Origin of the sequence: Paraburkholderia xenovorans, assembly GCF_046030735.1 — a bacterium.
GTDB lineage: Bacteria > Pseudomonadota > Gammaproteobacteria > Burkholderiales > Burkholderiaceae > Paraburkholderia > Paraburkholderia xenovorans_A.
The window spans coordinates 119,538-138,515 of sequence record NZ_JAQQBV010000006.1; the positions used below are offsets into that span (position 1 = coordinate 119,538).

Here is an 18,978-nt window from a genome sequence, read left to right on the forward strand (position 1 = left end):
ATCGCACTTACTGGAAGACGAGGGATTCATGGATACGCACCTGATGATCGGCGTGGCCGTCATGTTTGGACTGATCGCAATTGCCGGATCGCGCGATTTGCTGCGCCGGCTGCGTGAGCAGCAGCCGCAACTGGCGCCGATCAGGATCGAGCGCCGGGTGAGGGGCAACGGCACGATCGCTGAGCCCACGCGTCACGTGCGCTGCTGACTGCTGGCGCTAGATCTCGACGACCTTATCCCACGCAAACCGCGGGTTCTCCCATTGCCTGGTGCGCCGGTCGAAATACCCGCGCGGATTGCAGACGACACGCGTGCCGTTCACGGTGTAATCGAACGGCGTATGCGTATGGCCGTGAATCCACAGCGCGACAGGCGTTTGCACCAGTTCGGGCAAATGATTGACGAACCCCGCTGACGCGCGATCTTCCGCATAACGTTCCGCCAGACTCTGCCGATGCGGCGCGTGGTGCGTGACGACGATCGTTTTGCCGTCGAACGGTTTGGCGAGTTCGCTTTCGAGCCACGCACGTGCTTGCCGATGCAGCGCGAGCGAATCGGCGGGGCTGAATTGACGCGACGTATCCCCGGTGTCTTGCGGCCAGCTCATCTGGATCGGCCCGTTGAAGTCGAGCATCGCGCGCCGCGAAGCGTCGATCGAATCGGCGAGCGTGTTTTCGTCGTCGCCGTAGAGCGCGAAATCGGTCCACAACGTGGTGCCGAGCACGCGCCAGCGGCGCTGCGGGTCGACCAGCGCGGCATTGTTCAGTACATGGACGTTGTCCACCTGGGCCGCCGCATCGTAGAGCGCCGTTTCGAGCGCGCCGAACTCACCGTCGTAGTACTCGTGATTGCCCGGCACGTAGACCACCTGCACCGCGCCGTCGAAGGTTTGCGCGGCCCAGCGCGGACCGGCCGCATGATTGTGGATGTCGCCGGCCAGCACGATCAAATCCGCGTCGACATGCGGGATCAGTTCGGGCTCGTCGTTCTCCAGATGCAGATCGGACAGCACTCGAATCTTCACGGCTACGACTCCTGCAATGGACATTCACGCGGGCCGGGGCGAGGCGTCGGACGCCGGCTGTTCAGTCCGTGTCGAATGCCGCAGACGAGCGGCAGACTTCAACGCGGCAGGCTTCAGCGTAGCACCTTGCCCGGATTCATCAGGTTCAGCGGATCCAGCGCGCGTTTGACCGCGCGCATCAATTGCACTTCGACGTCCTGCTTGTAATGCATCGCCTCGTCGATCTTCAACTGGCCGAGCCCGTGTTCCGCGCTGATACTGCCGCGATGCCGATGCACGCTGTCGTACACGATCTGGTTGATCGGGCTCTGCCATTCCTTGAGAAACGATTTTGCATCGACACCTTCGGGCGCCTGCACGTTGTAGTGCAGATTGCCGTCGCCGAGATGGCCGAACGTGACCATGCGTGCGCCCGGCGCCGCTTGTGCGATCGCCGCGTCGGTTGCGTCGATGAAGTGGCCGATACGCGAGATCGGCACCGCGATGTCGTGCTTGATGTTCAGGCCTTCCTCGGCCTGCGCGAGCGGAATATGTTCGCGCAGATTCCAGAACGCGCGCGACTGCGCGAGGTTTTCCGCGACCACCGCGTCTTCCACGAGCCCTTCCTCGAGCGCGATTTCCATCAGACGCTCGAACAGTCCGCGCGCATGTTCCTCGCTCTCGCTGTCCGACAGTTCCAGCAGCACGACCTGCGCGTGCGGTTCGGCGAACGGATAGCGCATCTGCGCGAAGTGCCGGCCGACCAGCTGCAGGCAGAAGTCCGACATCAGTTCGAAGCCTGTCAGAAGCGGCCCGGCGATGCGCTGCGTGAGCGACAGAAAGTCGAGCGCCGCGTGCGGTGACGCGAGCGCGGCGAGCGCGGTGACGCGCGCGGCCGGTTGCGGGTGCAGCTTCAGCACGGCAGCGGTGATGATGCCGAGCGTACCTTCCGCGCCGATGAACAGATCGCGCAGATCGTAGCCGGTATTGTCCTTGCGCAAGCCGCGTAGCCCGTCCCACAGTTCGCCCTGCGGCGTGACCACTTCGAGGCCCAGACACAGCTCGCGCGTGTTGCCGTAGCGCAGGACGCCGGTGCCGCCCGCGTTGGTGGCGAGATTGCCGCCGATCGTGCAACTGCCTTCGGCGGCGAGGCTCAGCGGAAACAGGCGGCCCGCGTTTTCGGCGTGCTTCTGAACTTCAGCGAGGATGACGCCGGCTTCGACGGTGATCGTGTTGTTGTGCGGATCGATATCGCGCACGCGATTCAGACGCCGCAAGCTGACCACTGCCTGCGCGCCGCTCGCGTCCGGCGTGGCGCCGCCGGCCAGGCCGGTGTTGCCACCTTGCGGGACCAGCGCGATCCGATGTTCGACCGCCAGTTTGACCAGTGCCGCGACTTCGTCAGGCGTGGCCGGGCAGAGCACCGCGCAGGCCGCGCCGGTGTAGCGGCGGCGCCAGTCGGTCAGATAGGGAGCGGTGTCGTGCGGATCGGTCAGCACCTGGGCGGCGCCGATCGCATCGCGGCAGGCAGTGAGGAAAGCGGCTTGGGTCATGGTGGTCGGTCAGGTATTCGGGCGGTAGTGTCGCGCGGTGGATGGCGTTTCGATCAGGGGTTCGGGTTCGTCTGCGGTTCGCTTGACTAGCTTGTTGCGTCCATTTCGTTGGTCCCGTTCGTTCGCTTGGCCTGCTGCTTTGCCTGCTTCTCCGCACGTTTTGCCGCGCGTTTGAATGGCGCGACATAGATTAGCGCGCAGACGAAAAAGACGACGGCGAGCGCGGCTTCGAGCCAGCCGAGCCGCGCGCTCAAACCACGGTCGCTCCAGCCGCGTACGACACCCTCGGCAAAGTACAGCAGGATCAGCATCGACGCCCATTGCAGCGTGTAAAGCCGTTGCCGCCAGACGCCCGGCAACGCGAGCAGCAGCGGCACGGCCTTGAGCACCAACGCCGAGCCGCCGGGCCGCAGCGGCGCGAGCCACCACTCCCAGCCGACCGACAGCACGATGAGCAGCAGCAGCGAGACCGTTGCGCCGAATGCGGCGGCGCGTTTGCGTTCGACCGGCAGAGTGTTCGCGGACACCGATCTCACCTCCGGCTCGTTCACGGCCGTTCGCTCATTGAAGCCGCGGTGCGTGCAACGCGTGCGCCGAGCGCGATGGCAAGCGTTCTTTCATCAGCCGAGATGCCGTGTTCGGCGCTGCCGGCCCGCGCGAAATGCGATGCGCCATAGGGTGTCCCGCCCGTCTGCGTGGTGGACAGCGTGCTCTCGGTGTACGGAATACCGACGATCAGCATGCCGTGATGCAGAAGCGGCAACATCATCGACAGCAGCGTGGACTCCTGGCCGCCGTGCAAACTGCCGGTGGACGTAAACACGCACGCAGGTTTGCCCGACAGCGCGCCGGCCAGCCACTGCGGCGTGGTGCCGTCCAGAAAGTACTTGAGCGACGCGGCCATGTTGCCGAAGCGTGTGGGCGAACCGAGCGCTAGACCCGCGCATTCCTCGAGGTCGCGCAGTTCGACGTAGGGTGGACCTTCCGCGGGAATATCCGGCTGCGTCGCTTCGCAGACGGTGGAAACCGCCGGCACGGTGCGCACGCGCGCCTGCATGCCGGGCACGCTGTCGACGCCGTGCGCGATCGCCAGCGCAAGCTCGCGCGTGGCGCCGTGACGGCTGTAATAGAGCACGAGAATGTCTTTCATAGTCCTCATCGGTGAACGGGTATTATAGGGGTTGGGTCTGCTGCGCAGGCTCTCCATGGCCATTCGGCCAGGCCTCGCACACTGTCCTGTAACACCGGTTCACGAAGCCAGGAGGTAGGTTTGTTGTCCAGGGTGCGTTTCGATCTCGACACGCTCAAACGGCTCGCGCAATTTGCCGCGCAACGCAGCAGCGAAGACCGCATTCCGCAGGTGGCCGGCAGTCTCACGTTCACTACGATGCTCGCGCTGGTGCCGCTCGCCACGGTCGCGTTCGCGTTGTTCACCGCGTTTCCGATTTTCAGTTCGTTTCAGGAGTCGCTGCAGTTCTTTCTCGCCGACCACCTGATGCCCGCGCAACTGAATAGTCAGATCTTCAAGTATCTGAACCAGTTCGCGTCGAAGGCGAAAGGGCTGACCACGATCGGCATGATCCTGCTGTTCCTCACGTCCGTAATGACGATGATGACGGTCGAGTCCGCGTTCAACGTGATCTGGCGGGTGCGCAAGGCGCGGCCGATCGCGCAGCGCATCCTCGTGTACTGGGCGATCATCACGCTCGGCCCGATTCTGATCGGCGTGAGCCTGTCGATTTCGTCGTATCTGTTCACGCAGTCCATGACGTTCACCGCGGCTCAGCGCATGACGCCGGTGATCGAGTGGGCGCTCGCGGGCGCCGCATTACCGTTGACCGCGCTCGCCTTCACGATCCTCTACGTCTATTTGCCGAACTGCCGCGTGGAATGGCGTGATGCGGTGATCGGCGGCGTGACCGCCGCGATCGCTTTCGAACTCGCGAAGCGCGGCTTCGGTTACTACGTGCGCCGCATCCCCACTTACACCGCGGTGTATGGCGCGTTCGCCGCGGTGCCGCTCTTCCTGTTGTGGATGTACCTGTGCTGGTTCATCACGCTGGCCGGCGCGATGATCGCCTCTGCGTTGCCGGCGATTCGCATCGGCCAGTTCCATCGGCCCACGTTCGAAGGCAGCGATCTGTTCGACTCGCTCGAATTGCTTGCGCGGCTTTCCGAAGCACGCGACGCCGGCAAACCTGGCTACACGCTGCAAGAACTCTCGCGGATGCTTCGCCGCGACATGGGCACCACGGTCAACCTTCTGCTGAAGCTGGAAGAGATCGAATGGATCGCGCGCTTGCAGGAGGACGGCAAGCGTGCGCACTTCCTGTTGCTCGCGAACCCGGCGCAGATCACGGTCGAGCGGCTGTTCGACATGTTCGTGATCGACCACGCGGAGCTCAAGTATCAGCTCGAACTGGATTCGACTCGCGTGGACGGCGCAACGCTGCTGGCCGCACTCGATAACGACAGACTGCAAGTGACCCTAGCCGCGCTGCTGACGGCACGCGCTGCTGCGCGGGCGGCGCGTGCGGAACAAAGCGAGCAGGGCGCTTCTTCCATGCCGCAGCAAACCGCTTGAAATGGCGGTGAGAAGCCTGGCAAGATCCGCACGCCTCACGCAGCGTCCCGGCAAAACTCGAATAAAACTACAGCGAAATCTTGCCGACGCAGATGTCCTTGAACATCACCCAATCGCCCATCAGGCTATAGAGCGGATGACGAAAAGTTGCCGGCCGGTTTTTCTCGAAGAAAAAATGCCCGACCCACGCAAATCCATATCCGCAGACGATGGCCGCCGGCACCCATAGCCAGTCGCCGGTGGCGAGCGCCATCGCGAGGCAGCCGATCACGCCGAGCGACCCGACGAAATGCAGCCGGCGCGACAGCGTGTTGCGATGCTCGCTCAGGTAGTACGGATAGAACTCCGCAAAGCTCGCGAAGTGTTCGGTGTGTGTGGTTTGAGCCATCACGGCCTCCGGGTTTCGACGTGGGGCGACTCCGTGCCTGGTTTCTATGCTGCGCCGTGCCCGCAGGCTCGCGGCGTGTTCGTGCGAGTTCGTTACTGCACAGGCTGACTCATTGTGCGGCCATCGGGAAATGCGCGCAACCTGGCCATTCGGCCGATGGCGCGCGTGCTGCGGGACGGTTATCTTGACGGCTCGACGGGGGTTTCGGCGCTGTCGAGATGGCGTCGCCCGGATCGCTATCGAGCGGCGCTTGCGGGTTTCGTCGCGAAGCTGAATAGCGCGTCGAGTGTTGCATCGGGTTGCTCGGTCATCAGCGCATGGCCCGCTTCGAGCGTAACGGTGTCGACCTCGATCGATACGCCGGTTTGCGCTAGCGCGTCGGTGAGCGCTCTGGCGGCGCGCGGCGGCGTCATCGCGTCGAGCCGGCCCACGACGAGCCGCGTCGGGCAGCGCACCTGGGCGGCGCGAGCGAGGCCGTCCGCGTAGGCGTTGCAGGCGGTGAAATCGGTATGGAAAAGCCGTGGCTCGCCGTTCGCCGACACCCGTTCCATCAGCCGCTGGTTCATCCCGTGCAGCCAGAAGCCGGGGCCGGGGCACGAAGGTTTGGCCGCGAACGTCGAATGCGACCATTGATTGACCATGCGGATCGCGTCGGGCTCGCGGTTCATCGCGGCGTCGAGCAGGGTGTCGGAGACGGCCATTGGCATCGCGGTGGCCAGCAGCGCGAGATGCGTGACGCGCTCCGGATAGCGGCCGGCGAAGTCGAGCGCGACGAGCGACCCCATGCTGTGGCCGGCCACGAACGCGCGTTGCACGCCGGCGGCATCGAGCAGCGCGGCCAGCCAGTCGGCGAGCGCGGGCACCGTGGTGAGCGCCGGGCCGGCGCTGCGGCAGTGGCCGGGCAAATCCACGGCCAGCACGCCGAAGCCGTGATGCGCGAAGTAACGCGTTTGCAATGCCCACACGCTATGGTCGTGCTCGGCGCCGTGAATGAATACGGCAGTCGGCAGCGTGGGGTCGAATGGTTTGCCGCCGTTGTAGACGTATGCGGCTTTGCCCTGGACGGTGAGAATCATGCGGACTCCGGGCGTGGTGTGGCAGCCGTGGACGGTGCGCCTTGAGGCGTTGTAGTTTCGCTCGCTTTCTGGGCCGCTTGCAGCGCGCGCTTGAGGTCGTCGATCAGATCGTCGGGGTCTTCGAGACCAATCGACAGGCGGATCGTGCCTTCGGCGATGCCGGCCGCGGCGAGCGCGGCGGCGTCCATGCGAAAGTGCGTCGTCGATGCGGGGTGGATCACCAGCGAGCGCGCGTCGCCGACGTTCGCGAGATGCGAGAACAGCGACAACGCTTCGATGAAGCTGCGTCCGGTCGCGCGGTTGCCACGCAGGTTGAAGCTGAACACCGCGCCCGCGCCTCTTGGCAGCAGACGTTTGGCGAGCGCATGGTCGGGATGCGAAGCCAGTTCGGGGTACGCGACGGCCTCGACCGCAGGATGAGCGGCGAGGAATTCGACCACCTTGCGCGTATTTGCAACGTGCCGTTCCATTCGCAGCGGCAGCGTCTCAATGCCTTGCAGCAGTTGCCAGGCCGCCTGGGGATGCAGGCACGCGCCGAAATCGCGCAGACCTTCGCGGCGCGCGCGCAGCAGAAACGGCGCGACGGTGCTTTCCTCGGCGAACACCATGCCGTGAAAGCCCGCATACGGTTCGGTGAATTCGGGAAAGCGTCCGGACGCGTCGAAGTCGAACGTGCCGCCGTCCACCAGAACGCCGCCGATCGTCGTGCCGTGGCCGCCGAGGAATTTGGTCGCCGAGTGGTAGACGAAGTCCGCGCCGTGTTCGAACGGCTTGAGCAGGTACGGCGTCGTGAACGTCGAATCGACCAGCAGCGGCACGCGGTGATCATGCGCGATCTGCGCGACGGCGGCAATGTCGAGCACGTCGAGGCCCGGATTGCCGAGCGTCTCGCCGAACAGCAGGCGCGTGTTGGGACGCAGCGCGGCGCGCCACGCGTCGAGGTCGCCCGGTTTGACGAAAGTCGTTTCGATGCCGAAGCGCCGCAACGTGTAATGCAGCAGATTGTGCGAGCCGCCGTACAGCGCGCTTGATGCAACGATATGGGCGCCCGCGCCCATCAGCGTGGCGATCGCCAGATGCAGCGCGGCCTGGCCGCTCGCCGTGCCGATCGCGCCCGCGCCGTTTTCCAGCGCGGCGACGCGTTCTTCGAACACGGCCACGGTCGGGTTAGAGATGCGCGAATAGACATGGCCGGCGCGCTCCATGTTGAACAGCGCCGCGGCGTGGTCCGAGTCGCGGAACGAAAACGAGGTAGTCTGGTAAATCGGCGTGGCGCGCGCGCCGGTGGCGGGGTCGGGTGCTGCGCCGGCGTGCAGCGCAAGCGTATCGAAACGGTTGGCGGACATCGTGGGCGGCGAGGCCGCGGAGGGCCTCGCGAAAGGTGAAAGTGGCGGCCATCCTATCATCGGCATGAATCGCTTCAAGCGCGGTTTTCCCGATGCCGGTGCTTTCGGGGCCGCGATAAATGGGCGTCGCGCGGTGCGCGGAAGCCCGCTGCGTCAGGGTGGGCGGCCCGCTTTCCTTTTATGGGCCTTTCCGCTAGGATCGAAAATCATTCATGCATTACCAGCTTAGCCGGTATCTCGGGAGACAGATCATGCGAGTCAGCGACATTCTTAAGGTCAAAGGCAACACCCTTTTCACGGTCACGCCGGATGAGACGCTGCACGACGCAGTCACCACCATGGCCGAGCACGATATCGGCTCGCTGGTCGTGATGGAATACGGCGATCTCGTCGGCATGCTGACATTCCGCGAGATCATCCTGACGCTGAGCGAGAACGACGGCAGTGTCGGCACCTCCACGATCCGTAAGGTGATGGACGACCACCCGCTCACCTGCACGCCGGAAACGGACGTGAACGAAGTGCGCCGCATGATGCTTGAGCACCACGTGCGCTATCTGCCGGTCATGGAAAGCCGCGCGTTGATGGGCGTGATCTCGTTCTACGACGTCGCGAAGGCGGTCGTTGAAGAACAGGGCTTCGAAAACCGCATGCTCAAAGCCTATATCCGCGACTGGCCGGAAGAACAGCCGCAGGAACAGCAGCCGGCACGGTGATGCGCGGCGGCTCGCGCGGCGCACGAAGCGCCGCTGCAAGCCTGAAAATACGGTCGGAGCGCGCGCGAAAGCGTGCGCTTTTTTTGCGCTTGCGTTACCCGCCAACTGTGTTGCGCGCCACTTTCGTCTTTCTCCTTTGATGCTCTTTCAGCCCACTCCGCGAACTTCATGAGCGATCGTCCGTTACCTGCCGGCCGTCGCGCCGCCCGCGCTCACGACGCGCACGAATCCCAGTTCAGCCTGCTCGGGCAGCGCCGTTTCGCGCCGTTTTTCTGGACGCAGTTCCTCGGTGCGATGAACGACAACGTCTTCAAGATCGGCTTCACGTCGCTCGTGACCTACCAGGCCGCGCGGTTTTCCGGCGTCGATCCGAAAACGGCAGCCTTCCTTATTTCGGCGATTTTCATCCTGCCGTTCGTGCTGCTGTCGGCTACCTCCGGCCAGATCGCGGACAAATACGACAAGGCGATGCTCACGCGCTTCGTCAAGAACTTCGAGATCGTGGTGATGCTGATCGGCGGCGCCGGCTTCTGGTTGCACAGTGCGCCGCTGCTGTATCTGTGCACGTTTCTGATGGGCGTTCACTCGACCGTATTCGGGCCGGTCAAGTACTCGTATTTGCCGCAGCATCTGTCGAAATCGGAACTGGTGGGCGGCAACGGGATGGTCGAGATGGGCACGTTCGTCGCGATTCTGATCGGCACGATCGTCGGTGGCGTGGCCGCAGGTTTCGTCGAGCACGGCGCGGTGGTGCTGGCCTGCGCTTGTGTAGCCATCGCGCTGGTCGGGCGCGTGGTGTCGAACGGGGTGCCCGTCACGCCTGCGCCGCAGCCGGATCTGCGCATCAACTGGAACCCGGTCAGCGAAACGTGGCGCAACCTGAAGCTCGCGCGTGAGAACCGCACGGTATTTCTGAGCCTGCTGGGTATTTCCTGGCTGTGGTTCGTCGGGGCGACTTTTCTGTCGTCGTTTTTCAGCTTCGCGAAGAACGTGCTGTCCGCCGACCCGGACGTCGTGACCGTGTTGCTCGGTACGTTCTCGATCGGCATCGGCATCGGCTCGCTGCTGTGCGAGAAGCTTTCGAAGCGGCGCGTCGAGATCGGTCTCGTGCCGCTCGGCTCGATCGGGATGAGCGTGTTCGCGATCGATCTGTTTTTCGCCAGCCATGCGCTGCCGGCGGCCGGGCATCTCCTGAGCGTCGGCGAGTTTCTCTTGCGAGCGGCGCACTGGCGCGTGCTGGCCGACCTGTTTCTGCTCGCGATGTTCGGCGGTTTGTACAGCGTGCCGCTTTATGCGCTGATCCAGAGCCGCAGTCAGCCGAGCCACCGGGCGCGCATCATCGCCGCGAACAATATTCTGAACTCGCTGTTCATGATCGTCTCCGCGTTGATGGCGATGGGCCTCACCGCCGCCGGTTTCAGCATTCCGGCCATTTTCCTCGTCACGGCGCTGCTCAATATCGTGGTGGCGACTTACATCTACTCGCTGGTGCCGGAGTTTTTGCTGCGTTTCGTCGCATGGGTGCTCGTCCACACGTTCTACCGGATCCGTCTCGTGCATGCGGAGCGGATTCCGGAAGAGGGCGCGGCCGTGCTGGTGTGCAACCACGTGAGTTATGTCGATGCCATTGTGATCATGGCCGAGAGCCCGCGGCCGATCCGTTTCGTGATGGATCACCAGATTTTCAGCACGCCGCTTGCCGGCTGGGTGTTCCGGCATGCGAAGGCGATTCCGATCGCGCCCGCGCACCAGGATCCCGAGTTGCTCGGGCGCGCTTACGAGCGCTGCGCGCAGGCGCTGGCCGACGGCGAACTGGTGTGCATCTTCCCGGAAGGCAAACTGACGAAAACCGGTGAGATGAACCCATTTCGCCACGGCGTGACTGAGATCATCCGTCGCACGCCGGCACCTGTCATACCGATGGCGCTGCGTGGGCTGTGGGGCAGTGTGTTTTCGCGCGCGAACGACGCGCGCTGGCCGCGGCCCGTCCAGAAGGGGGTGATGAGCCGGCTGACGCTGGCCGTGGGTGAGCCGATCGAGCCGGACGCGGCGTCGCCGGAGGAGTTGCAACGCATCGTCACCGAGTTGCGTGGGGCGCGTAAGTAGTGCGGTGATTGAGTTGGATGCCGTGGAGCGGCCACGACTTGCACTATGGCCAGGATTGTCACTGGGCGACGCGCGGTCCACACGTTACTGTTCGCACGCACGACCGTCATTCCGGCTCGCCCCCACGCTCAACGTGAGCTCCCCCGGACTTGTCCAGACGTCATAAGCGCGCGCACAGCGCGGCCTTGGCGCCCGAGGGGCTGGCATAATAGCGCTTCCCCCGCATTTCATTTGGACGACGCCCATGTCCGGCAACACGCTCGGTACGCTTTTCACTGTGACCACCTTCGGCGAATCGCACGGCCCCGCAATTGGCTGTGTGATCGACGGCTGCCCGCCGGGCTTGCTGCTCGCCGAGGCCGACATTCAGCTCGAACTGGACCGCCGCAAACCCGGCACGTCGCGCCACGTCACGCAGCGCCAGGAAGAGGACAAGGTCGAGATCCTGTCGGGCGTGTTCGAAGGCCAGACTACCGGCGCGCCGATCGCGCTGCTGATTCGCAACACGGATCAGCGCAGCAAAGACTACGGCAACATCGTCGACACCTTCCGTCCGGGCCACGCCGACTACACCTACTGGCAGAAGTACGGCATCCGTGACTATCGCGGCGGCGGCCGTTCATCGGCGCGTCTGACGGCGCCCACGGTGGCGGCGGGCGCGGTCGCGAAGAAGTGGCTGCGCGAGCATCTCGGCACCGAAATCCGCGGCTATATGGCGGCGCTCGGCGAGATCGACGTGCCGTTCGTCGACTGGTCGCACGTGCGCGAGAATCCGTTTTTCGCGCCGAACGCGCAGATCGTCCCGCAACTCGAAGACTACATGGACGCGCTGCGCAAAGACGGCGATTCGATCGGCGCGCGCATCAACGTGGTGGCGTCCGGCGTGCCCGTGGGTCTTGGCGAACCGTTGTTCGACCGCCTCGACGCCGACATCGCGCACGCCATGATGGGCATCAACGCGGTGAAGGGTGTGGAGATCGGCGCGGGCTTTGCGAGCATCGCGCAACGCGGCTCGGTGCATGGCGACGAACTGACGCCGGAGGGGTTTGTCGGCAATCACGCGGGCGGTGTGCTCGGTGGTATTTCTACCGGGCAGGACATCACCGTGTCGATTGCGATCAAGCCGACTTCGAGCATTCGCACGCCGCGTCGTTCGATCGACAAGGCGGGGCAGCCGGCCGTTGTCGAAACGTTCGGGCGGCATGATCCGTGTGTCGGTATTCGCGCCACGCCGATCGCTGAAGCGATGCTCGCGCTGGTGTTGATCGACCACGCGTTGCGCCATCGCGCGCAATGCGGCGACGTTGCGGTGAGCACGCCAAAGATCGCGGCAAGCGCGCCTTAACGGAAGCGGTAAGCGAGGCCGCGACGCAAGCCGTTCGATCTTCGCTTTCGCTCGATCAGTACGATCTGACGGAATTCCATCGAGGTATACCGGCGCCCGTCTGCGGGCTGTGAGTGACTGGGTGCCGATAATGGGCGCCGTGCGGCAGCGGAGCCAGTCCACGGCGCACGGCAAACCGAACTGCGATCACATATTCGGATAATTCGGACCGCCGCCGCCCTCAGGCGTCACCCACACGATGTTCTGCGTCGGGTCCTTGATATCGCAGGTCTTGCAGTGCACGCAGTTCTGCGCGTTGATCACGAGGCGCTCGCTGCCGTCGTCGTTCTTCACGAACTCGTACACGGCCGCCGGGCAATAACGCGATTCCGGCCCTGCGTACGTCTGCCAGTTCACGTTCACCGGCACGGACGGATCTTTCAGCGTCAGGTGAGCCGGCTGGTTCTCCTCGTGATTCGTGTTCGAGATGAACACCGAAGAGAGACGATCGAACGTCAGCTTGCCATCCGGTTTCGGATACACGATCGGCTTGCACTGCGAGGCCGGTTTCAGCATCTCGTGATCCCAGTGCTGGTGATGCAGCGTCCACGGCACATTGCCGCCGAGCAGCTTCTGCTCCACGCCGACCATCAGCGTGCCGAGATACAAGCCCTTGCTCATCCACTGCTTGAAGTTGCGGGCGCGATGCAGTTCAGTGTGCAGCCATGACGTTTTGAAGCTCTCCGGATAGGCCGTGAGTTCATCGCTGGTCCGGCCAGCCTGCACGGCTTCAAACGCCGCATCCGCCGCCAGCATGCCGGTCTTGATCGCCGCGTGCGAACCCTTGATCCGCGACGCGTTCAGGAAACCCGCATCGTCGCCGACCAGCGCACCGCCCGGAAACACCAGCTTCGGCAGCGACAGCAGGCCGCCGGCCGTAATCGCCCGCGCGCCGTACGACACGCGCTTGCCGCCTTCGAGCACCGCGCGAATTGCCGGATGCGTCTTGTAGCGCTGGAACTCCTCGAACGGCGACAGATACGGATTGGTGTACCCAAGACCCACGACAAAGCCGACCACCACCTGGTTGTTGTCCATGTGATAGAGGAACGAGCCGCCGTAGGTGTCGTTCTCCAGCGGCCAGCCGGCGGTGTGCATCACGAGCCCCGGCTTGTGCTTCGCGGGATCGATCTCCCACAGTTCCTTGATGCCGATCCCGTAGACCTGCGGGTCGGCGCCTTCGCGCAGCTTGAATCGATCGCCCAGTTGACGGCCCAGGTGTCCGCGCGCGCCTTCGCAGAACAGCGTGTACTTCGCGTGCAATTCCATGCCGAGCTGGAAGTTTTCGGTGGGCTCGCCGTCCTTGCCGATACCCAGGTTGCCGGTGGCAACGCCTTTGACCGGGCCGTCGTCGTGATAGAGAATTTCAGCGGCCGGAAAGCCCGGGAAAATCTCGACCCCCAGCGCCTCGGCCTGCTGACCGAGCCAGCGCGTGACGTTTGCGAGGCTGATCACGTAGTTGCCGTGGTTCCTGAAGTTGTCCGGCAGCGCCCAGGGCGGCACGCTCTTCGAGCCGGTTTCGGTGAGGAACAGGAATCTGTCTTCGGTCACGTCCACGGTGAGCGGCGCGCCTTTTTCCTTCCAGTCCGGGATCAGTTCGGTGATTGCGCGCGGATCCATCACCGCACCCGACAGGATATGCGCCCCGATCTCCGAGCCCTTTTCCAGTACGCACACGCCGATCTCGACGCCTTTTTCAGCGGCGAGCTGTTTCAGGCGGATCGCTGCGGACAGGCCAGCCGGGCCGCCGCCGACGACCACGACGTCGTATTCCATCGACTCGCGTGGACCGTATTGCTCAATGAGACTTGTGGGGGTCATTGATGCTCCTCTTACCGTTAGAATGCTTTTTTCGGGATCGTATTGTGGGCGATGGTCTCTTGCACTGCAACCAGACGAGTCGAGATTAGCACGATCGTTCTATTTATGTGATACGGTATCGACCCGCATTGACGGTCTTACCGCGTCTGTCAACCGCATCTGCAATAACAACCGAACAGAGGAACGACTATGGGCCGTTCGATCAATCTGGAAGGCAAAGTCGCGCTGATCACCGGCGCTTCGAGCGGGTTGGGAAAGCGCTTTGCTCAGGTATTGTCGCAGGCCGGCGCCAAGGTCGTACTGGCGAGTCGCCGCACCGAGCGTCTGAAGGAATTGCGGGCCGAGATCGAGGCATCGGGCGGCGCGGCGCACGTGGTGTCGCTCGACGTGACGGATTATCAGAGCATCAAGTCGGCGGTCGCGCACGCGGAAACCGAGGCCGGCACGATCGACATTCTGGTGAACAACTCCGGCGTCTCGACCACGCAGAAGCTTTCGGAGGTCACGCCCGCCGACTTCGAATACGTGTTCGACACCAACACCCGCGGCGCGTTTTTTGTCGCGCAGGAAGTCGCCAAACGCATGATCATGCGCGGCAACGGCGCGCAGAAACCGTCGTACCGGATCATCAATATCGCGTCGATGGCGGGCTTGCGCGTGCTGCCGCAGATCGGTCTGTATTCGATCAGCAAGGCGGCGGTCATCCACATGACCAAGGCGATGGCGCTCGAGTGGGGCCGCCACGGGATCAATGTGAACGCGATCTGCCCGGGTTATATCGACACCGAGATCAACCATCACCACTGGTCGACCGAGCAGGGGCAGAAGCTGGTGTCGCTGCTGCCGCGTCACCGGGTCGGCACGCCGGAAGATCTGGACGGTCTTTTGCTGCTGCTCGCCGCGGACGAATCGCAGTTCATCAACGGCTCGGTGATCGCCGCCGACGACGGTTTCGGTCTGTCCTGAGCGCGTTTCGACGCCGCGTTGCGACGCAGAAGTCGGCCCGAAGCACACTGTTTTACAGGCGCCGATCGTCACGCACCGTGAGGGTCGACGTTGTCTGCTGTCTTGCTGCAGGCCGCGCGTCGCCTCCACCTGTTTCAACCTGTCAAAGAAGTACGAAAGAAGCACGATGAGCGATTTTCACGCAGTTTTTGAGATGGCGATGCCGATCCGCTGGGGCGACATGGATGCGTTCGGCCATGTGAACAACACGGTCTATTTCCGCTACATGGAGCAGGTGCGGATTTCCTGGTTCGAGCAGTTGGGGCTTGTGGGCAGTAACGCGGACGGGCAGGGGCCTGTGATCGTCAATGCATCGATGGAGTTTCTGAAACAGCTTCACTATCCGGGCGACGTGATTGGCCGGATGTCGGTGGCGACGCCGGGCCGCAGCAGTTTCGACACGGCCTTCGAGCTCGTGCGCGCCGACGACCCTACTACCGTCTACGCACGTGGCGCCGCGCGCTGCGTGTGGATCGACTACGCGGCCGGCAAGTCGGTGCCTGTGCCTGACTCGTTGCGTGCGACGGTCGAGCGCGCCGCGCTCGTCAAGGTGGCTTGAGAGGCGAGTGTGCGGTTGCGGCGAACCCCGCCGCCCTCCACCCGCTCAATGCCCGAGCAACCGCTGCAATAGCTCGGTCGCGTTCCCCGTATCGTATTTGCGCATCAGCCGCGCGCGGTAGACATCGACCGTGCGCGGGCTGATATCGAGCGCGCGCCCGATCTGCTTGCTGGTTTTGCCGGTCACGAGTTGTGCGGCGATTTCGCGCTCGCGCGGCGTCAATTCGACCGCCACGCGCCGCGTCGCGCTTAAATCTTCGAACGTCCAGACGCCCGCCGCGTGCGGGTCGGTGCGCTGCTGCGCGCGTCCGGTGACGTGGCACCAGAACAATTCTCCGTTGGCCCGCTTCATGATGCGGTCGTCCGCATAACTGCCTTGCGCGGTCATGATCGGCGGGATGCGCACGCCGATGCGCTCGAATTCGTCCTCGGTCGGATACAGGATCTGAAACGACTGGCCGAGCAGCGCCTCGCGCGGGCAGCCGAAAATCGACGCGAGTTCCTCATTGCAGTCTTCGATGATCCGTTCGCGCGACAGCACCAGTCCGATCGGCGCGAGGTGGAACGCGGTTTGATAATCCAGTGCGGGCATGGGCAGGCGGCAAGTACTTATGTAGTTTTGCGTATTGTGCCGTACGGCGCGCGCAGCGTACTCTTTCGCACATCACAACGCGGCACATCGCAACGCGGCGCAGCCATCCGCGACGAGCGGTCGCACGAGCGTGCAGGGAAACCTCAGCGCACAGCGCGCCGGGGATGACTAGAATGACGTGTCGGGCTCGCGCCCGCGGAACGTCATACCAGCCGCAACGATCCGTCCACCGTGTACCGGTTTCGGGTTTCCATAAAGGAAGGGACATACTGATGAACAAGGTCTATCCAGGCGCCGCCGAGGCGCTGAAAGACATCGTCAAGGACGGCCAGACGTTTGCCGTCGGCGGCTTTGGGCTGTGCGGCATTCCGGAGGCGCTGATCGCCGCGCTGCGCGATTCCAACGTGCAGGGCATCACCTGTATCAGCAACAACGCGGGCGTCGACGGTTTCGGCCTCGGCCTGCTGCTCGAAACGCGCCAGGTCAAGAAGATGATTTCGTCGTATGTCGGCGAGAACAAGGAGTTCGAGCGCCAGTATCTGGCCGGCGAACTCGAACTCGAATTCACGCCGCAAGGCACGCTCGCCGAGAAGCTGCGCGCGGGCGGCTCGGGCATCCCGGCGTTCTTCACGAATACCGGCTACGGCACGCTGATCGCCGAAGGCAAGGAAACCCGCCAGTTCGGCGAAAACCATTACGTGCTCGAACATTCGCTGACGGCGGACGTCGCGCTCGTCAAGGCCTGGAAGGCCGACAAGTCGGGCAACCTGATCTATCGCCGCACTGCGCGCAACTTCAACCCGATGTGCGCGATGGCGGGCAAGATCACCGTCGCGGAAGTCGAGGAGATTGTCGAAGTGGGCGAACTCGATCCGGACGCGATCCACACGCCGGGCATTTTCGTGCAGCGCATCGTGCTCAATGCGCATCCGGAAAAACGCATCGAACAACGCGTCGTCCGCGCGAAAGGAGACTGATCATGGCATGGACTCGTGACGAAATGGCCGCGCGCGCGGCGAAGGAATTGCAGGACGGCTTTTACGTGAACCTCGGCATCGGCTTGCCGACGCTGGTGGCGAACCACGTGCCGGCCGGTGTCGAGGTGTGGTTGCAGTCGGAGAACGGCCTGCTCGGCATCGGCCCGTCGCCGACCGAAGAGGAAGTGGACGCCGACCTGATCAACGCCGGCAAGCAGACGGTCACTACGCTGCCGGGCTCGTCGATTTTTTCGTCGGCGGATTCGTTCGCGATGATTCGCGGCGGCCACATCAATCTCGCGATTCTGGGCGCGATGCAGATCAGCAAGAAAGGCGATCTGGCCAACTGGATGATTCCGGGCAAGATGATCAAGGGCATGGGCGGCGCAATGGATCTGGTGGCGGGCGTCAAGCGCGTGGTCGTGCTGATGGAGCACGTCGCGAAGGGCGATCAGCACAAGATTCTCGACGAATGCACGCTGCCGTTGACGGGCGTGGGCGTGGTCGATCAGATCATCACGGATCTGGGTGTGATCGACGTGACTGAAGACGGGTTGAAGCTGACCGAGTTGGCGCCGGGCGTCACCGTCGAGGAAATCAAGGCGAAGACGGGCGCGCCGCTCGATGTGAGCGCGGTGAGCTGAATGAGCTGAGGGTGGGCTGTCACGAAGGCCATAAAGTTTGGGCCTGAAGCGGTTTCAAAAACGGGCGAGGCGCGAGTCTCGCCCGTTTCGTTTTTTATTGTCGTCGGCGCGGTTGCTCGGCGTGCGTTCGCATGTGTGCCGGCTCGTCTTATGACGTTCGGCCGATCCTTGCTGAGCGGCAAAGCGGTTTACAATCGGATGAATATTCGATGTCGACTCGACTCGCCTCAGCCGGGTCCGAGTCGAACCCGCAGCGCTTTTGCAAGGAACCCCGATGACCGCAACGATCGCCTCTACCACCGGGCGGCCCGCTCCGCGCCAACGTTATGTGCAGTGTGCAAGCGCCGGCGGCCTGCATCGTATCGCTTACACCGAGTGGGGCGATCCTGCCAATCCGCGTGTGCTGCTGTGCGTGCATGGGTTGACGCGATCCGGGCGTGATTTCGACCGCGTCGCGGCGCAATTCGCCGGGACTTACCGTGTGGTGTGCCCGGATGTGGCGGGGCGGGGCTTGTCATCGTGGCTTGCCAACCCCAACTTCTATAGCGTGCCGCAGTATGTCGCGGACATGGTCACGCTGATCGCGCGGCTGAATGTCGAAACGGTCGACTGGTTCGGCACCTCGATGGGCGGCCTGATCGGGCTCGCGCTTGCCGGCTTGCCGGACACTCCGATCCGCACATTGCTGCTCAACGACGTCGGTCCGCATCTCGAGCCGGTGGCCGTGCAGCGCATCGGCGATTATCTCGGCAAGCCCGTTCAATTCGAGACGCTGCAGCAAGGCATCGATCACGCGGCGTTGCTTGCGCAGACTTTCGGTCCACTCACGCCTGACGAATGGCGCGACATCAATACGCCGTTGCTGCACGAGCAGGACGGAGTCTGGAAATTCCGCTACGACCCGCGCATCGCACAGCCGTTCGCGGCGACCACCGAGGAGGCGGCCAAACTCGGTGAAGCCGCGCTGTGGCATTCGCTGGCGGCGTTCCAGGGGCCCGTCCTCGTGGTGCGTGGCGAGCATTCGGATCTGCTCTCGCGTGAAACCGTCGCGAAGATGGTCGAGACCGGGCGCGCTGTGTCGAGCGCGGAAATTGCGGGTGTCGGGCACGCACCGGCCTTTCTTGCGGCGGATCAGATCGACCTCGCGCGGCAGTTCTTTATCGGTGCCTCCGTTGACGGGTCATAATATGCAGTTGCGCGCAGCGTCCTTGTCAGTGCGCAATGC

19 protein-coding genes are annotated in these 18,978 nt (G+C 63.7%); 10 read left to right on the top strand and 9 right to left on the bottom strand.

Features of this window, described 5'->3' with window-relative positions; all coding sequences use genetic code 11:
- The first annotated feature begins 28 nt into the window (after nt 1-28).
- Entirely contained in the window at nt 29-208 is a 180-nt protein-coding gene (locus PQQ51_RS07885; protein ID WP_408496208.1) for a hypothetical protein, read from the top strand.
- Between the two features lie 9 nt (nt 209-217).
- On the opposite strand, the gene PQQ51_RS07890 is transcribed toward PQQ51_RS07885, so the two are convergent.
- The 4 genes from PQQ51_RS07890 to wrbA form a co-directional block, all read right to left on the bottom strand.
- The gene (locus PQQ51_RS07890; protein WP_408496209.1) at nt 218-1,024 is read right to left on the bottom strand and encodes a metallophosphoesterase; all 807 of its coding nucleotides are present in this window, start codon (nt 1,022-1,024) and stop codon (nt 218-220) included.
- A 113-nt stretch (nt 1,025-1,137) separates the two neighbouring features.
- Nucleotides 1,138-2,556, bottom strand: a complete 1,419-nt coding sequence (locus PQQ51_RS07895; protein WP_408496210.1) for an FAD-binding oxidoreductase — start codon at nt 2,554-2,556, stop codon at nt 1,138-1,140.
- Nucleotides 2,557-2,642: 86 nt separating this feature from the next.
- Nucleotides 2,643-3,083: a DUF2069 domain-containing protein gene (locus PQQ51_RS07900; RefSeq protein WP_408496211.1), complete on the bottom strand. Its 441-nt coding sequence runs from the start codon at nt 3,081-3,083 to the stop codon at nt 2,643-2,645.
- Between the two features lie 20 nt (nt 3,084-3,103).
- On the bottom strand, nt 3,104-3,706 hold the full coding sequence (gene wrbA, locus PQQ51_RS07905) for an NAD(P)H:quinone oxidoreductase (protein ID WP_408496212.1): 603 nt from the start codon (nt 3,704-3,706) through the stop codon (nt 3,104-3,106).
- Between the two features lie 120 nt (nt 3,707-3,826).
- On the opposite strand from wrbA, the gene PQQ51_RS07910 reads away from it, so the two are divergent.
- A complete protein-coding gene (locus PQQ51_RS07910; RefSeq protein WP_408496213.1) occupies nt 3,827-5,140 on the top strand; it encodes a YihY family inner membrane protein in 1,314 nt (437 codons plus the stop codon).
- 67 nt (nt 5,141-5,207) lie between these two features.
- Here PQQ51_RS07910 and PQQ51_RS07915 read toward each other — a convergent pair whose 3' ends face one another.
- The 3 genes from PQQ51_RS07915 to PQQ51_RS07925 all read right to left on the bottom strand — a co-directional run bounded on the left by PQQ51_RS07915 (nt 5,208) and on the right by PQQ51_RS07925 (nt 7,950).
- A complete protein-coding gene (locus tag PQQ51_RS07915) occupies nt 5,208-5,528 on the bottom strand; it encodes an Mpo1-like protein (RefSeq protein WP_408496214.1) in 321 nt (106 codons plus the stop codon).
- Between the two features lie 236 nt (nt 5,529-5,764).
- Nucleotides 5,765-6,604 carry an alpha/beta fold hydrolase gene (locus tag PQQ51_RS07920; protein ID WP_408496215.1) on the bottom strand — a complete coding sequence of 280 codons (840 nt, stop codon included), beginning with the start codon at nt 6,602-6,604 and terminating at the stop codon, nt 5,765-5,767.
- Nucleotides 6,601-7,950, bottom strand: a complete 1,350-nt coding sequence (locus PQQ51_RS07925) for an O-acetylhomoserine aminocarboxypropyltransferase (protein WP_408496216.1) — start codon at nt 7,948-7,950, stop codon at nt 6,601-6,603. The genes PQQ51_RS07920 and PQQ51_RS07925 overlap by 4 nt, the downstream gene beginning before the upstream one ends.
- Before the next feature lie 251 nt (nt 7,951-8,201).
- On the opposite strand from PQQ51_RS07925, the gene PQQ51_RS07930 reads away from it, so the two are divergent.
- The 3 genes from PQQ51_RS07930 (at nt 8,202) to aroC (ending at nt 12,117) form a co-directional block, all read left to right on the top strand.
- A complete protein-coding gene (locus tag PQQ51_RS07930; RefSeq protein WP_408496217.1) occupies nt 8,202-8,666 on the top strand; it encodes a CBS domain-containing protein in 465 nt (154 codons plus the stop codon).
- Between the two features lie 168 nt (nt 8,667-8,834).
- The gene (locus PQQ51_RS07935) at nt 8,835-10,772 is read left to right on the top strand and encodes an MFS transporter (RefSeq protein WP_408496218.1); all 1,938 of its coding nucleotides are present in this window, start codon (nt 8,835-8,837) and stop codon (nt 10,770-10,772) included.
- A 244-nt stretch (nt 10,773-11,016) separates the two neighbouring features.
- Nucleotides 11,017-12,117 (top strand): chorismate synthase, encoded by a 1,101-nt coding sequence (gene aroC / locus PQQ51_RS07940; RefSeq protein WP_408496219.1) that lies wholly within the window; start codon nt 11,017-11,019, stop codon nt 12,115-12,117.
- 186 nt (nt 12,118-12,303) lie between these two features.
- Here aroC and PQQ51_RS07945 read toward each other — a convergent pair whose 3' ends face one another.
- Nucleotides 12,304-13,977 (bottom strand): electron transfer flavoprotein-ubiquinone oxidoreductase, encoded by a 1,674-nt coding sequence (locus tag PQQ51_RS07945; RefSeq protein ID WP_408496220.1) that lies wholly within the window; start codon nt 13,975-13,977, stop codon nt 12,304-12,306.
- Between the two features lie 189 nt (nt 13,978-14,166).
- On the opposite strand from PQQ51_RS07945, the gene PQQ51_RS07950 reads away from it, so the two are divergent.
- A complete protein-coding gene (locus PQQ51_RS07950) occupies nt 14,167-14,943 on the top strand; it encodes an SDR family oxidoreductase (protein WP_408496221.1) in 777 nt (258 codons plus the stop codon).
- A 166-nt stretch (nt 14,944-15,109) separates the two neighbouring features.
- Nucleotides 15,110-15,541, top strand: a complete 432-nt coding sequence (locus PQQ51_RS07955; protein ID WP_408496222.1) for an acyl-CoA thioesterase — start codon at nt 15,110-15,112, stop codon at nt 15,539-15,541.
- A gap of 45 nt (nt 15,542-15,586) precedes the next feature.
- Here the strand turns inward: PQQ51_RS07955 and PQQ51_RS07960 are convergent, their stop codons facing one another.
- Entirely contained in the window at nt 15,587-16,132 is a 546-nt protein-coding gene (locus PQQ51_RS07960; RefSeq protein WP_408496223.1) for a LuxR C-terminal-related transcriptional regulator, read from the bottom strand.
- Nucleotides 16,133-16,404: 272 nt separating this feature from the next.
- On the opposite strand from PQQ51_RS07960, the gene PQQ51_RS07965 reads away from it, so the two are divergent.
- The 3 genes from PQQ51_RS07965 to PQQ51_RS07975 all read left to right on the top strand — a co-directional run bounded on the left by PQQ51_RS07965 (nt 16,405) and on the right by PQQ51_RS07975 (nt 18,939).
- The gene (locus PQQ51_RS07965) at nt 16,405-17,109 is read left to right on the top strand and encodes a CoA transferase subunit A (RefSeq protein WP_408496224.1); all 705 of its coding nucleotides are present in this window, start codon (nt 16,405-16,407) and stop codon (nt 17,107-17,109) included.
- A 2-nt stretch (nt 17,110-17,111) separates the two neighbouring features.
- Nucleotides 17,112-17,753: a CoA transferase subunit B gene (locus tag PQQ51_RS07970; protein WP_408496225.1), complete on the top strand. Its 642-nt coding sequence runs from the start codon at nt 17,112-17,114 to the stop codon at nt 17,751-17,753.
- A 274-nt stretch (nt 17,754-18,027) separates the two neighbouring features.
- Nucleotides 18,028-18,939 carry an alpha/beta fold hydrolase gene (locus PQQ51_RS07975; RefSeq protein WP_408496226.1) on the top strand — a complete coding sequence of 304 codons (912 nt, stop codon included), beginning with the start codon at nt 18,028-18,030 and terminating at the stop codon, nt 18,937-18,939.
- Nucleotides 18,940-18,978: the final 39 nt, after the last annotated feature.